Source organism: Spirulina major PCC 6313, from assembly GCF_001890765.1.
Lineage (GTDB): Bacteria > Cyanobacteriota > Cyanobacteriia > Cyanobacteriales > Spirulinaceae > Spirulina > Spirulina major.
This window is the reverse complement of the sequence record NZ_KV878783.1, coordinates 67,335-80,946: the sequence shown is the minus strand read 5'-3', so window position 1 is coordinate 80,946 and position 13,612 is coordinate 67,335. Positions and strand designations below refer to the sequence as shown.

Sequence of the window (13,612 nt, the reverse complement as noted above, 5' to 3'; positions counted from 1 at the left end):
CGATGGGCACGGCTCAGGCAGCAAATAACCGTGCGAAACCCAACAGCAACCCACCCCGTCTGAAGGAGACGTGACAAAATGGAAGCAATGTCATGAATTTTGGCGATGGCTAGGGATATTTTTCACGATCTAGTCAAGAGCGCACTAGAACAAGAGGGCTGGACGATTACGGCTGATCCGTACCGACTCAAGTGGGAGCGGGTTAAGTTTGAGATCGACTTAGCCGCAGAACGCATTCTTGCAGCGGAGCGTGGGCATGAGCAAATTGCTGTAGAAATTAAGAGTTTTGTTAATCCGTCGGTCGTGACTGATTTTTATGGGGCATTGGGGCAATTTTTAAGTTATCGTCTTGTCCTTCAAGAAGTTGACCCACAGCGAATACTGTATTTAGCCATTCCGTTAGAGACTTACCAGCGCTTCTTTCAGACTTCTTTCGCAAACTTGGCAATCCAAGAATATCAGTTAAAACTAATTGTTTATGATTCAAATGTAGGAGGCCTAGTTAAATGGATAAGCTAGTTCATTATCGTCAAAGCATTAAGACTGTATTGGCTCAATATACTGAAGACAAACAGGAAAATGAGCAATTTGAAACACAATTGTTACTCGATGACGTGCGCGATCATTATCTTTGGTTGGATGTGGGTTGGGATGGTTCTCAGCGAATTTATCATCCCATGATGCACTTTGATATTAAGCAAGGCAAAATTTGGCTGCAAGAAAATATGACTGATATTGACCCGGCGGTGGATCTTATTCAGTTGGGTGTATTACGGGAGGATATTGTGTTGGGGTTGCATCCTCCCTATAAACGCCAGTTTACGGATTATGGGGTGGCGTAGTGGTTCGGTGGTTGGGTTGCCATTTTGTCCCAGGCAGCACAGCCGGATGCGGTGGGCTTGCTCTAGCAGATTAAGCATCGGATCGTGTCAATCGCGACTGATGCCCAAATGCAGGGAAATTTAGAGGCGGCAACGGCAGTCTTTGCCGGTCTAAAATTTAGAAGCAGATGTGATTCAACAGGTTATGAGGAGCCGAGCGATGCAGGAGTCCACGTTTTATCAAGCGATCGTGCAGGAAGTTGAGGAATGTGCTCTTGAGCAAGGTCGTCAGGAGGGTCGTCAAGAGGGTCGGATAATAGAACGGTTTCGCTTATTGCGCAAAATCGTACCGCTTTTGCAGGGTTGGGGAATATCGATCGCGCCCATCTTTAAAAATCGCAGGGGTCACCCTATAGGAGTTGGAGCTTGAGGATAGCCCAGATGTAGAGGAGCAAGACCAACCATAGAGTAATGGGTTGCAGTTTGTGAAACGAGGTGGTTGGTGGGGGGGTAAGGGATGGCAAAGACTACAATCAGGTTAGACTTTGACGGCTGCTGGGAGATTTAGTCCATGACTCAATTATTGGAGACGGCTTGGAATCAAATCAAAGCGTTGTCAGATGAGCAACAAGACATGATCGCGGCGTTGATTTTGGACGAAATTGCGGCGGAGACGCTGTGGGATCAGGCGTTTGCTCGGTCTCAAGATGGGTTGGCGGCGTTGGCGGCTGAGGCAATGGCAGAATATCGCGCAGGCCAGACGCAGGTTCTAGACCCGGAAGCGTTGTGAATGCTCACACCACTGCCAAGTTTCGGAAGGCTTTAGCAGGTTTATCGCCCCAGGTTCGAGAGTAGAACTCATGCAGACTGCATCAAGGCGCGGAAACCTGCCTGGACAAAGTGTTGATCTGTTGTTAGGGCTAGACTCAATCCTTCTCGTTCCATGGCAACAAACGAGATGCAATCGGTCAGTCCCCAAGTTTTATCCGGACGGGATTGGTAAAGCTGCAATGCTGCCCTCAAAAGTTCTGCGTCAACGGTCACAACGCTGATATTCGGGGTGTGGTAGCACTGCTCAATAAATTGCACTGCCCCAAAACGGTTGAAACGACTCAACGCATTACCCACTTCAACCAAAATGGCTTCAGTGAGCCAAACTTCAGCGGCATTACGAACCCTTGGAAAGAGTTGTTTTGCTTGGGGGTGGGCATCGTCGCGAGCATTGAGCAAGGCTTGAATGAAGGCGGTATCTAAAAAGAGACGCTCTCGACTCATTGGGCTTGTTTCGGGGTGTCGTAGAGGTAGTGGTCATGCTGGATTGACCAATCGCTGGGGGCTTCGATTGTCCCGGTGAGTGTAGCGAGGGTATCCCAGGCGTTGCCTGTCTGCGGGGAATTTACTTGCTGTTGGCGCAGAGCTTGAATGAATTGCAATACCTGCTGCTGAAGGTCATCAGGTAGGTTATCGAGTTCTTGCAAAATTTGAGTTCGAGGTGTCATGGCTAGGGGCAGAGGTCTCTTTCTAGTGTAGCGGTGGGCGAGGTTGCACTTTATGAAACGGGGTGGTTGGTTGTGGATGACTCAGGTTAGACTGTGCCCATTGTTTTGTAGGGGTTGGGGTGGGTCGTGATGTCTTGGCGTTTGGGGGTTGTGGGGGGTCTATTGCTGTCGGGTTTGTGGGCAGGGGAGGGACAGGTAGTTGCGCCAGTGGAAGCGCGTCTCGGTGAATGGGCTGGATGTTGGCAATCGGGGGGTGGAGCGAACGAATCCCGTAGCACAGGTGTCCCCGCCTGCCAGGGTATGGAACTTGAGCCGGAATTCCCCCAAGAATGGCTCCTGGCGCAAGACTCGCCACAACGGGAACCTTTAGTTTTTGAAGGGCAACTAAGCGAAGAGAGTCGGGTTTTTGACTTGGATGGCTCTTATTTCAATGTTCATACTTTTACGGGTCAGGCAGGCGAAACGCTCAAGATTGATTTAGTCAGCGATGAGTTTGATGCTTTAGTAATCTTGCTTGATCCCGATAGCAATAATATTGCTCAAAATAATGACGGTGGCGAGAATGAAAACGCGAGACTTGTGATTACTTTGCCTGCTGATGGAGAGTATTCAATACTGGCGAATTCTTATCAGGCAGGAGAAGTTGGTGAATATCAGATTACCTTGCAAGGTGCAATGGCGAATAATGAAGTTGCAGTGCCAAGTGCGGAAGGAGATGAAGCTGATCAGCTTTTTGATGAAGGATATGCGCTGGTTCAAGAAGGGACGGCGGACTCGTTACGAGCAGCAATAGAAAAGTTTGAAGCCGCGATTCCTCTCTATCAAGCGGTCAATAATACATTTGGGGAAGCCGCTGTGTTATTGAATTCAGGAAATGTTTATGCTGATTTAGGGTTAAGAGCTGAAGCATTAGAAACCTATCAAAAATCATTAACTCTCTGGCAAGAGCTAACTGAAAACACAACCGATCAAGATCAACAAACTGCACAAAATCAGCAAGCAATTACACTCAATAGTATTGGTCTTGTCTATAGTAACTGGGGGGAATATCGCGGGGCGTTGAATTACTTTAACCAAGCTTTACCTCTTTTACAAAGAGTGGGCGATCGCGCCGGAGAAGCCACAACATTGAATAACATTGGAACGGTTTATCATGACCTTTGGGATATGGGTAAAGCCTTAGAATACTACGAGCAAGCTTTGCCGTTATATCAAGCCGTAGACGATCGCGCCGGGGAAGCAACCCTACTCAATAATATGGCGCTTGTTTACAGTGTGTTAGGGCAAAAACGCCAAGCATTAGAGTCTTTGCAGCAAGTTTTAGCCATTGATCAAGAGATCGGGAATGATCGCGATAGGGCCACAACACTCCATAATATTGCGCGAAGTTATAGTGATTTAGAGGACTACAACCAGGCTTTAGCCTATTATGACCAAGCCTTATTACTCAAACGCAAAGTTGGTGACCTGGATGGCGAAGGCCAGACCCTCGGTAACATGGCTTGGGTTCACCTCGAACAGGAAAATCCCACAGATGCCCGGCGTACCATTCAATCGGCACTTGACATCTTTGAACAACTCCGCACTGCAACCCCACCAGGGGAACTGCGCCAAGCCTACGTTGCCACCGTTCAAGGTTACTACTTACTGTATCTTGACATCTTGATGGCACTGCATCAGCAGAATCCTAACAGCCCTGAAAACTATGCTGCCCAAGCCTTTCAATTGAGTGAGGGTATCCGTGCTCGTGTTCTCGTCGAACAACTCGCCGAAGCTAACCTCGACATCCGTGCTGGCGTAGATCCCCAACTCCTCGATCGCGAACGCCAACTCACTCAACAACTCAGCGCCACCGAACAACGCCGCATCACCCTCACCAAAGGCGGCAGCGCCAGCCAAGCCGAAATTGATGCCATTAAAGCCAAAATCCAACAAACCCTCCAAAACCTGCAAACCGTCGAGAGCCAAATTCGCAGCCAAAGCCCCGCTTACGCTCAACTAAAATTCCCTGAACCGTTAACCCTGCAACAAGTTCAAGATCAAATTCTCGATCATAATACCCTGTTATTAGAATATGTCGTGGGTGAATTTCGTGGTTTCTTATTTGTTGTCAGTAAGACAGATTTACACATCATGGAATTGCCAGACAGAATTACAATTGAGATGGCAGTGAATGCGTATCTCGAAAAACTGCGTGATCCAACGTTTACTGACCTATCCCAAGGGGATGCACTTAGTCAAATGTTACTGGGGACTATTCCCGAAAAAAACCCCGATAAACGCCTCCTCATTGTCAGTAACGGTAAACTGCAACGCCTGCCTTTTGCCGCCCTACCCTTGCCTGTTTCGCCCCCCGAAGTTCCTGGCGACACCCTGCCCACCGTCCCCCTGATCGCGCAACACGAAATTATCAATCTGCCCTCCGCCACCACCCTCGCCATCCAACGCCAAACCTGGGCCGATCGCGCCCCCGCCCCCAAAACGATCGCTCTCATCGCCGACCCTGTTTTTGAAGCTAACGACGATCGCTTCGCCGATAACGTCAACCCCGAAGACCTCGGCAATCAAGACCTATCCGAATTAATTCCCCTCGAAATTGCCACCCGTGCCGGATGTTTAGGGTTTCAACGGTTGGAGAATACCGCGATCGAAGCGAAAAATATTCTTAACTTAGTTCCCAATGGAGAAACCTTGCTCGCCACCGGATTCGATGCCAACCACGCCACCGCCACCAGCTCTGATTTAAACCAATATAATATTTTGCATCTCGCCACCCACGGCTGTATTCAAGACAATGCGCGACTCTCCAATTTAGCCCTCTCCAGTTATCAAGAAAACGGTGAATTTTTCGAGAATTCAGCTCTCCATTTACAGGATATTTATAACCTGAAATTAAATGCGGAATTGGTGGTCTTGAGTGCCTGTGAAACGGGGACGGGGAATGATGTGGCGGGGGAAGGAATTGTGGGGATGACCAGCGGGTTTATGTATGCGGGAGCGAAGCGGGTTTTGGTGAGTTTGTGGAGTGTGAGCGATGTGGGAACTGCCGATCTAATGACCAAATATTATCAAGCCATGTGGCAAGACGGACGTGATCCGCATACGGCATTGCGGGAAGCCCAGTTAGAATTTTGGCTCAGTGGGGGCGATTATCGCGCCCCCTATTATTGGGCGGCGTTTACGATGCAGGGGGAGTTTTGACGGGGGGCGATCGCGTAACTGTCCCCTGAGCGGAGTCAAAGGGGGCATTGTTGTTGGGTTTTGGTTTCGACTTCGCTCAACCAACGAGTTTTTGGGACGGTTACGGCGATCGCTCGGCTCCCTCGCTAAACTCAAAGGTGTAATTTCAGATTTCGGCTAAACCCCTATGGTTAATTTGTCACGTCGCCACTTTCTGCAAGCCACCGGAGCCGCCCTCGCCACCGCCGGACTGCATCAGGTGTTCAGCCACCAGCAAACGGTGCTCGCTCAACCCACCCGGCGTAAACTCGCCCTGATTGTGGGCATCAATGACTATGCAGAAGCTCCCCTCAAAGGGTGCGTTAATGATGCGATTTTGCAGCAGCGGTTATTAGTGCATCGGTTCGGCTTTCATCCGGATGATGTGGTGATGTTGCTGGATGCCGATGCGACGCGGCAAAGTATTCTTGATGCCTTTGAAGAGCATTTAATTAAACAGGCTAAACCGGGGGATGTGGCAATGTTCCACTATTCGGGGCATGGGTCATTAGTGCGCGATCCGCATCCGATTTTTGTCGATCGCAGACATCGAGGCATGAACGGTACATTTGTTCCGGTGGATTCGACGTTGCCGAGTCGATATCCGGATGAAGGGGGAAGCGTTAATGACATTATGGGACATACGTTATTCCTGTTAATGTCGGCGCTCAAAACGGAGAATTTCACAGCGGTTTTAGATAGTTGTCATGCTGGGGGGGCGACTCGTGATTTGCGGGTGCGATCGCGCGATGTTAATGAAAAAATCACCATTGCTGACGCAGAAAAAGCCTATCAAGAAGACTGGTTAGCGCGGCTCGATTGGACCCATGATCAGTTTGTCGAGCGGTATCGTGCGGGGGTGGCGAATGGTGTGGTTTTGGCCGGAGCCCAACGGCTGCAATTGGCGATTGATGAACAATTTCCGGGTTTTAGTGCGGGGGCGTTTACCTATCGTCTGACGCAACATCTCTGGCAAACCGAGACAACGCCCTATGATGCGATCGCCCATATCAACAGGAGTATGCCTCGCTTCTATCGACAACGTTCGCTCTGGGAAGCGGAACAGGGCAGCGGCTATGAGGCAGAGCCGATGTATTTTATTGACGAACCCAACCCCACGGCGGCAGCGATCGCGGTCACGGTTGAAGGCGATCGCGCCGCTCTGTTGATTGTGGGGATTCATCCCAGTGAGATCACGCCGGGACAAGTTTTCCAATCCAGCGATCGCGCGGCATGGGTGGAGGTGCGCGATCGGCAAGGTCTGGTGGCGATCGGTCAAGTGCGTGGCACGTTACAATCTGGAACTCCCCTCCAGTTACGCCGTTAACCGGATTCCGGTGTGAGGGGTTTGATGTTCAGCAACGGGCGACACCGAACCGGGAAGGCTGGACAATGCATCCGGGACGATCAACCCGTAGCATAGAAGAACGTTACTGTTCGTCATTTCTCGCTATGGCTGTTCCTGCTGATTCTGCCCAACGTGCGACCCAACTGCGTCAAGAACTGCAACGGGCCGGTTATGCCTACTATGTCCTCGATGATCCGATCCTGCCGGATTCGGTCTATGACTCCCTTTATCGGGAACTGCAAGACCTCGAACAGCAACACCCAGACCTGATCACCCCCGATAGTCCGACGCAACGAGTGGGCGATCGCCCCACCCAAAATTTTCCCTCCATCCGCCACAATATTCCCCTCTACAGCCTCGAAAATGCCTTTGATTTAGGCGAATTGCAGCACTGGCAAGACCGCTGGCAACGCCACGCCGCCACGGTTCCGGCGTTTGATTATGTGTGTGAATTGAAAATTGATGGGTCTGCGATCGCCCTCACCTACGAAGATGGGGTCTTGACTCGTGGCGTGACCCGTGGCGATGGCGTTACCGGTGAAGACATTACCCCAAATATCCGCACGATCCGCTCCATTCCCCTCAAGCTCAATCACCCCACCCCCCCGCCCGCGTCGAAATTCGGGGCGAAGCCTTCTTACCCCTAGGGGAATTTGAGCGGATCAACACCGAACGCGCCGCCGCTGGGGATGCCCTCTTCGCCAACCCCCGCAACGCCGCCGCCGGAACCCTGCGCCAACTTGACCCCCAAGTGGTGGATCAGCGTCGCCTCGACTTTTTCGCCTATACCCTCCACATTCCCTCCGACCCCGATCGCCATCCCCAAACCCAATGGGAGGCCCTCGAACTATTGCAATCCCTTGGGTTACGGGTGAATCCGAATCGGCAACAATGTGAGGATTTAGCGGCGGTGTGGGCCTATTTTGAGCAGTGGGAGACGGCGCGGCGGGAACTGCCCTACATGACCGATGGGGTGGTGGTGAAGTTGAACCCCGTGCCATTACAAACCCAGTTGGGCTTTACCCAAAAATTCCCCCGCTGGGCGATCGCGCTCAAATATCCCGCCGAAGAAGTGGCCACCCGTGTGAGTGCGATCGCGGTGAATGTGGGACGCACCGGAGCCGTAACCCCGATGGCGATTATGGAGCCGGTACAGGTGGCGGGCACGACGGTACAGCGGGCAACGCTGCACAATGCCGATCGCGTTGCAGAGTTAGATATTCGCGTCGGGGATACGGTGATTATTCGCAAGGCTGGGGAGATTATCCCGGAAGTGGTGCGGGTTTTAACAGAGCTTCGCCCTCCCCAAACGGCTCGGTTTCAAATGCCCACGGCCTGCCCCGAATGCGCCACGCCCCTGGTGCGTCCGACGGATGAGGCGGTGACGCGCTGTGTGAATCGGGCTTGTCCGGCGATCGTGCGGGGAGCGGTGGAGCATTGGGCCAGCCGGGATGCCTTGGATATTCAGGGTTTGGGGGAAAAGTGGGTGGCGCAGTTGGTGGCGGTGGAGTTGGTGCGATCGCTCGCAGATCTTTACAATCTCACCCCCGATCAACTCCTCACCCTGGAGCGGATGGGGAAAAAATCGGCGCAAAATTTAGTGAATGCGATCGCCGCCTCCAAAGCCCAACCCTTCGCCCGTGTCCTTTACGGTTTAGGGATTCGTCATGTGGGTAAAGTCAACGCCGAAGTCCTCACCCAAACCTTCCCCACCGTGGCACAACTAGCCCAGGCACGGGTGAGCGATCTTGAGGCGGTCTATGGCATTGGTATTGAAATTGCCGAATCAGTGGCGCACTGGTTTCAAGACCCCGCCAATCAAGCCCTAATCGCTGACCTGCAAAGGGCGGGGCTGTGTTTTGAGCGTCAGCCGGAACCCGTGGCGGCGGAAGAGAGCGTGAATGATGCGATCGCAGGGCAATCCTTTGTGATTACCGGCACTCTCCCCACCCTCAGCCGCCAAGAAGCCGCCGACCTGATTAAACAGGCCGGCGGCAAAGTCGTGAGTTCAGTTAGTTCAAAAACAAGGTACCTAGTGGCGGGAGAGAAAGCCGGTTCTAAACTGGCGAAGGCGCAGGAACTCGGTATCCAAACCCTCAATGAAGAACAGCTTCGTCAACTCCTTCGGTTAGGCTCCTAACTTGAAGATGCAGTCCCAATCATCCCAAACGAACCGTTCTAGGCTTCGTCGCGGCGGACTTTGAGCGCACCCAGGGCAGCAACACCCAAGAGACCTAACAAGGTAGCAGGTTCGGGAACCGGAGTCGTTCCGGGCACAGGATCGCCGGTCAAACCACGGACAGCGAAGACAGCATCATTAAAGTCACGGTCAGATTTGCCGGATTCTTTCGTACCGAACAAATCTTCAACGCCGATCAGCGTCCAATATTCAGCAGTGGCTTCATCGTAGTAGGAACGGGCGATGAAGTGCTGGAGACCATCGGGGTTTTCGCCCGCTTTCGTGCCGAAGGTGTAGCGGGAGTTACCCGTTTTCGCGTTGTACTGCTTCAGGTAGAAGTCGAGTTGGGTGTCACCGGTAAAGGTACCGAGGCTGACACCATCACCCAAGCGCAAAGCACCGTCTGCTTCGGCGATGATACTTTCAGACGAAGAGACATCACTGAAAATGGTTTGTTTTTCGCCACTGTTGACGGAGTAAGACAGGATGTTGCGCAAGCTTGCGCCTTCGTTGATGAAGTAGACTTCGAGGGGTTGAGCGCCATCGAGCCAGCGCAGGGTTTCGGGATCAAGGTCAATTAATTTCGCGGCGCTGTCTTTGATTTCTAAGCGCTCGGAGTTGACCATGCTGTTGAAGAGATTGAAGAGGTCTTCGTTGCTGTCGCGTAGGTTCATGGCTTGGGCATTAGCTGCGCCAGCGGAGAATAAAGCGGTAGCAGCGGCAAGGGTCAAGCTGAGGGTTTTCAGGGTGAAGGATTTCATAGGACTTTTGGGACTCACTTAATACATCTGTTAACAGTCTAGGAGAAAAATCAGGGGGTGGGAAGATTAAAAATGGGGTTTTACATAAACTTGTTTTTTGCTGGGGGGAGTTTAAAGCTGCTGTAAATCCTGAGGCTGTGAAATGCAATGATTTTAGAGTAGACTGTGCTGTCTTGACCTTAGTTTAGCATGAATCCGAAGATCGTGAAAGTCTTGTCAGGTCTGGCTTTGACTTATTCTTTTTGAAATAAAAAATAAGTGTTTCTACGTGACTTATATTCTTTTATTCTTAATAAAATACGTGATTATACTGAGAGACCTTGAAACGCATAAAAATACATGATTTTAGCTGTTTTTGATCTGGATCACACCTTAACGAAACGGGAATCACTTCTGCTATTTTTTTGCGTTGTGCGGGGGTGGCCACGCTTTGTGGGGGGGCTGGTGAGGTTGATGCCGGCGATCGCTCGCTACGCCCTCAAGCAGATTGACAACCAACGGCTGAAGCAGGCGTTTTGTCGGGAATATTTGGGGCAATGGGAACGGTCTACGGTGACGGCATGGGGGGAACGGTTTACGGATCGATACCTATGGGGGATGCTGCGCCCCGCAGCCGTCGAGCGGCTCCGCTGGCATCAAGCCCAGGGACACCGAACGCTGATCGTCAGTGCTTCACCGGAACTGTATTTGCGGCCTTTGGCTGAACGCTTAGGGGTGGATGGGGTGTTGGGGACGCGCTTAGTGACGGTGGCGGGGCGGTTGACGGGGGAGATTGACGGGGCGAATTGTTATGGGCCCGAAAAGGTGCGGCGGCTGCGGGAACTGGTGGGGGAGTTGGGGGGGTATGAAATCTATGCCTATGGCGATAGTCGGGGCGATCGCGAATTATTAGCGATCGCCACTCACCCCTATTACCGTTGTTTTGGCCCGTGAGCGATCGCGCCGCCAAACTCTAGACAGCGTTGATCACCAAGAGCTTGGCAGATGGCCAAGCTCTTTATAAAGGAAGGATGAAGAGACGGTTGAGAGATGCAGTAGGTGGGAGAAGCCAGAAGCGTATACTTGTATCGCTGTCTGGAGTATGTCACAGGCGCGATCGTTTTAACGAGCGGTTCCTGCGGTGGCGGCGGTGTCCCCTTGGGGAGCGGCCTTGAGTTGGATCAATTCAATTTTGTAGCCGGTGGGATCTTCCACAAAGGCGATCACCGTCGTGCCGTGTTTCATCGGGCCCGGTTCGCGGACGACTTTACCCCCACGGGCTTTGATTTGCTCGCAGTTGCTGTAAATGTCTTCCACCCCTAGGGCAATGTGACCATAGCCGCCGCCGATGTCGTAGTGGTCTGTGCCCCAGTTATAGGTAAGTTCAATCACGGTGTTGTCGGATTCGTCCCCATAGCCCACAAAGGCGAGGGTAAATTCACCGCCGGGATAGTCTTTTTTGCGAAGGAGCTTCATGCCTAAAACATCGCAGTAGAAGGCGAGGGATTCGTCAAGATTGCCGACGCGGAGCATGGTGTGGAGCATGCGCATAGAGAATTCTCCTAGAGTGTTTGAGGGTTTTACCCGTTCTGTTGCTAGGGTAGCGAACTTTAAACCTGGGGTTCCGCAGGGGCGATCGCACTCGCATTGAGTCGTGCTTGTTCCCGTGCTGCGGCTAATCGAGCTTCGGCGGCCTCAGCAGCGGCCTGATCGAGAATCTCCCAGAGGGTATGGAGCAGCGGATCGAGGCCCGCTTGAGACACAGCGGAAATGTTAAAAATCGGGGCGGTGGTCACTTTCGCAAATTCAGCGCGGATAAAATCGCTCATCTCTGCATCCATCGCGTCAATTTTGTTCAAGGCGAGGAGTTGGGGGCGATCGCCCAAGCCCCGGCCATAGGCCGTCAGTTCATCCTGAATCGTGTGATAGTCCGCCACCGGATCAGGAGCCGTCACATCCACCAAATGCACCAACACCCGCGTCCGCTCAATATGGCGCAGAAAATCATGACCCAACCCAACCCCCGCATGGGCCCCCGCAATTAACCCCGGAATATCCGCAAACACCGTGCCATCCCCCGTCGGCCGCCGCACCACCCCCAAATTCGGCACCAAGGTGGTGAAGGGATAATCCGCGATTTTCGGACGAGCGGAAGAGAGGGAGGCGATCAGGGTGGATTTCCCGGCATTGGGGAGACCGATTAAGCCCACTTCGGCCAATAATTTCAATTCCAACCGCAGGCGGCATTGTTCCCCTTCGCGGCCCGGCAGGGCGAGTTCAGGGGCGCGATTGCTGTTGGTGAGAAAACAATGGTTACCCAGGCCGCCCTTGCCCCCAGCCGCCACCCGGAGCCGTTGCCCATCCTCCACCAAATCCCCGATCAGCGTGGTTTCCTCCGTTTCGGGGTCAATGGTGTAGATCATCGTGCCGCAGGGCACTTGGATGATCAGGTCATCCCCAGAGGCTCCGGTGCGTTTGTTGGGGCCGCCCCGCTTGCCACTGTCGGCTTTGAAGAGGCGCAGATATTTAAAATCCAGCAGGGTTTGTAAATTAACCGCTGCTTCGAGATAGACGGAGCCGCCCCGCCCCCCATTCCCGCCCGCCGGGCCGCCCGCAGGTACGTACTTTTCACGACGAAAGGCAACGATCCCATCCCCTCCGTCTCCGGCTTTAATTTCAATTTCGGCGTAGTCAATGAATTGCATGGATTTTCGGCGCTTGGCTGAGGCGGGGGTGTTGATCTTATCCCTTTATCATAGGATGTTCGTTCCCCTCGATTTTGACGGGGTGCGATCGCCCCTGATTTGGGGTAGGTACGGGTGCGATCGCGCCCCAATCTCGCCTAAAAATTGGCTAATCTTCATATTTATTCTTAAAATACGGTTAACAATTGTAAAGTTAAGACACCGCATTCATCATCATAGTCTTGTCCACTGTCGCAATCTAACCTCCCGATCGCTATGGCACATCGCTTAACCCAACGAATTTTAATTCCCCTTTTTGCCGGCCTCCTCGCCATCTCTACCTGGTTCATGGCAGCCCCCGCCCAAGCCTTCGACAACCCCGAACTCCTCCCCAGCACCGAAACCCCCATCGTTGACCTCGCCAACTTCCTCCCCAGCCTCCAGGAAGACAGCCTGATCAAAGACCTCGAAACCTTTGAAAACGAAACCGGCTGGAAGGTGCGCGTCCTCACCCAGTACGACCAAAGCCCCGGCCGGGCCGTCATTCCCTTCTGGGGGTTAGACGACCACAGCATCCTGCTCGTCGCCGATTCACGGGGGGGCAACCTCCTCGCCTTCAGTGTTGGCGATGATGTCTATGAATTCTTGCCCCGCACCTTTTGGATTGAACTGCAAACCCGCTTCGGCAACCTCTACTACGTGCGGGACAACGGCGCGAATAATTCCATCGTCCATGCGATCGGTGCCGTCACCCAATGCCTCAAGGACGGCGGCTGTGATGTGGTTCCCGGCCTCCCCCAAGAACAATGGATTCTCACCCTGATCACCTCAATTCTCGGCGGCGTGATCTGTGGTTTAGCGGCTGTGCCCCGCAAAGAAGGCCAGGTCATTGCTTGGCAATGGGCGCTGATCTTTTCGCCGCTGTGGGGCATTCTGTTTATCGCCTTCGGCATTGGCCCAGTGGTAACGCGCACCTCCGATTGGCTCCCTATCTTCCGGAATGTGATGGGCTTCAGCATCGGTCTGTTAGTCGCCTACCTCTCCTCGGTGCTGCGCATGACCCCCACTTCCGACGCTTAGAGGATGTCTGAAACGATTAAGTTAGAGGGCTGAGGGTGCGCT

General features: G+C 52.8%; 13 protein-coding genes and 1 pseudogene. 8 read left to right on the top strand and 6 right to left on the bottom strand.

Annotated features, from left to right (window positions below; translation table 11 throughout):
* The first annotated feature begins 105 nt into the window (after positions 1–105).
* From SPI6313_RS00595 to SPI6313_RS00580, 3 genes are all read left to right on the top strand, one after another.
* A complete protein-coding gene (locus tag SPI6313_RS00595; protein ID WP_072619254.1) occupies positions 106–519 on the top strand; it encodes a XisH family protein in 414 nt (137 codons plus the stop codon).
* Positions 507–842, top strand: a complete 336-nt coding sequence (locus SPI6313_RS00590) for a XisI protein (RefSeq protein WP_072619253.1) — start codon at positions 507–509, stop codon at positions 840–842. The genes SPI6313_RS00595 and SPI6313_RS00590 overlap by 13 nt, the downstream gene beginning before the upstream one ends.
* A gap of 550 nt (positions 843–1,392) precedes the next feature.
* Complete coding sequence (locus SPI6313_RS00580; protein WP_072619251.1) at positions 1,393–1,611, top strand: hypothetical protein; 219 nt, start codon at positions 1,393–1,395, stop codon at positions 1,609–1,611.
* Positions 1,612–1,679: 68 nt separating this feature from the next.
* Here the strand turns inward: SPI6313_RS00580 and SPI6313_RS00575 are convergent, their stop codons facing one another.
* Both SPI6313_RS00575 and SPI6313_RS00570 read right to left on the bottom strand, forming a co-directional pair.
* On the bottom strand, positions 1,680–2,096 hold the full coding sequence (locus SPI6313_RS00575) for a type II toxin-antitoxin system VapC family toxin (protein WP_072619250.1): 417 nt from the start codon (positions 2,094–2,096) through the stop codon (positions 1,680–1,682).
* The gene (locus SPI6313_RS00570) at positions 2,093–2,320 is read right to left on the bottom strand and encodes a DUF2281 domain-containing protein (protein ID WP_072619249.1); all 228 of its coding nucleotides are present in this window, start codon (positions 2,318–2,320) and stop codon (positions 2,093–2,095) included. Before SPI6313_RS00570 ends, SPI6313_RS00575 begins: the two co-directional genes overlap by 4 nt.
* Positions 2,321–2,449: 129 nt before the next feature.
* On the opposite strand from SPI6313_RS00570, the gene SPI6313_RS00565 reads away from it, so the two are divergent.
* On the top strand, positions 2,450–5,521 hold the full coding sequence (locus SPI6313_RS00565; protein WP_139276414.1) for a CHAT domain-containing protein: 3,072 nt from the start codon (positions 2,450–2,452) through the stop codon (positions 5,519–5,521).
* Between the two features lie 166 nt (positions 5,522–5,687).
* Positions 5,688–6,866 (top strand): caspase family protein, encoded by a 1,179-nt coding sequence (locus tag SPI6313_RS00560; RefSeq protein WP_072619247.1) that lies wholly within the window; start codon positions 5,688–5,690, stop codon positions 6,864–6,866.
* Here SPI6313_RS00560 and SPI6313_RS24625 read toward each other — a convergent pair.
* On the bottom strand, positions 6,855–6,983 hold the full coding sequence (locus SPI6313_RS24625) for a hypothetical protein (RefSeq protein WP_281248330.1): 129 nt from the start codon (positions 6,981–6,983) through the stop codon (positions 6,855–6,857). The genes SPI6313_RS00560 and SPI6313_RS24625 overlap by 12 nt on opposite strands.
* An 8-nt stretch (positions 6,984–6,991) precedes the next feature.
* Here SPI6313_RS24625 and ligA point away from each other — a divergent pair.
* A pseudogene (gene ligA, locus SPI6313_RS00555) lies at positions 6,992–9,027 on the top strand (NAD-dependent DNA ligase LigA).
* Between the two features lie 38 nt (positions 9,028–9,065).
* On the opposite strand, the gene SPI6313_RS00550 reads toward ligA, so the two are convergent.
* Positions 9,066–9,827 (bottom strand): DUF4114 domain-containing protein, encoded by a 762-nt coding sequence (locus SPI6313_RS00550; RefSeq protein WP_072619246.1) that lies wholly within the window; start codon positions 9,825–9,827, stop codon positions 9,066–9,068.
* 339 nt (positions 9,828–10,166) lie between these two features.
* Between SPI6313_RS00550 and SPI6313_RS00545 the strand changes: the two genes are divergently transcribed.
* The gene (locus SPI6313_RS00545) at positions 10,167–10,760 is read left to right on the top strand and encodes an HAD-IB family hydrolase (protein ID WP_072619245.1); all 594 of its coding nucleotides are present in this window, start codon (positions 10,167–10,169) and stop codon (positions 10,758–10,760) included.
* A gap of 168 nt (positions 10,761–10,928) precedes the next feature.
* Here SPI6313_RS00545 and gloA read toward each other — a convergent pair whose 3' ends face one another.
* Positions 10,929–11,357 carry a lactoylglutathione lyase gene (gene gloA, locus SPI6313_RS00540; protein WP_072619244.1) on the bottom strand — a complete coding sequence of 143 codons (429 nt, stop codon included), beginning with the start codon at positions 11,355–11,357 and terminating at the stop codon, positions 10,929–10,931.
* A 59-nt stretch (positions 11,358–11,416) separates the two neighbouring features.
* Positions 11,417–12,511 carry a GTPase ObgE gene (obgE, locus tag SPI6313_RS00535; protein ID WP_084668818.1) on the bottom strand — a complete coding sequence of 365 codons (1,095 nt, stop codon included), beginning with the start codon at positions 12,509–12,511 and terminating at the stop codon, positions 11,417–11,419.
* A gap of 255 nt (positions 12,512–12,766) precedes the next feature.
* On the opposite strand from obgE, the gene SPI6313_RS00530 reads away from it, so the two are divergent.
* Positions 12,767–13,570: a TPM domain-containing protein gene (locus tag SPI6313_RS00530; RefSeq protein ID WP_072619243.1), complete on the top strand. Its 804-nt coding sequence runs from the start codon at positions 12,767–12,769 to the stop codon at positions 13,568–13,570.
* Positions 13,571–13,612 lie beyond the last annotated feature (42 nt).

Coding starts and splice junctions, on each gene's coding strand:
- SPI6313_RS00560 (WP_072619247.1), top strand. CDS start 5,688: ATGGTTAATTTGTCACGTCGCCACTTTCTGCAAGCCACCGGAGCCGCC.
- SPI6313_RS00580 (WP_072619251.1), top strand. CDS start 1,393: ATGACTCAATTATTGGAGACGGCTTGGAATCAAATCAAAGCGTTGTCA.
- SPI6313_RS00590 (WP_072619253.1), top strand. CDS start 507: ATGGATAAGCTAGTTCATTATCGTCAAAGCATTAAGACTGTATTGGCT.
- SPI6313_RS00570 (WP_072619249.1), bottom strand. CDS start 2,320: ATGACACCTCGAACTCAAATTTTGCAAGAACTCGATAACCTACCTGAT.
- SPI6313_RS00530 (WP_072619243.1), top strand. CDS start 12,767: ATGGCACATCGCTTAACCCAACGAATTTTAATTCCCCTTTTTGCCGGC.
- obgE (WP_084668818.1), bottom strand. CDS start 12,511: ATGCAATTCATTGACTACGCCGAAATTGAAATTAAAGCCGGAGACGGA.
- SPI6313_RS00575 (WP_072619250.1), bottom strand. CDS start 2,096: ATGAGTCGAGAGCGTCTCTTTTTAGATACCGCCTTCATTCAAGCCTTG.
- SPI6313_RS00565 (WP_139276414.1), top strand. CDS start 2,450: ATGTCTTGGCGTTTGGGGGTTGTGGGGGGTCTATTGCTGTCGGGTTTG.
- gloA (WP_072619244.1), bottom strand. CDS start 11,357: ATGCGCATGCTCCACACCATGCTCCGCGTCGGCAATCTTGACGAATCC.
- SPI6313_RS00545 (WP_072619245.1), top strand. CDS start 10,167: ATGATTTTAGCTGTTTTTGATCTGGATCACACCTTAACGAAACGGGAA.
- SPI6313_RS00550 (WP_072619246.1), bottom strand. CDS start 9,827: ATGAAATCCTTCACCCTGAAAACCCTCAGCTTGACCCTTGCCGCTGCT.
- SPI6313_RS24625 (WP_281248330.1), bottom strand. CDS start 6,983: ATGACGAACAGTAACGTTCTTCTATGCTACGGGTTGATCGTCCCGGAT.
- SPI6313_RS00595 (WP_072619254.1), top strand. CDS start 106: ATGGCTAGGGATATTTTTCACGATCTAGTCAAGAGCGCACTAGAACAA.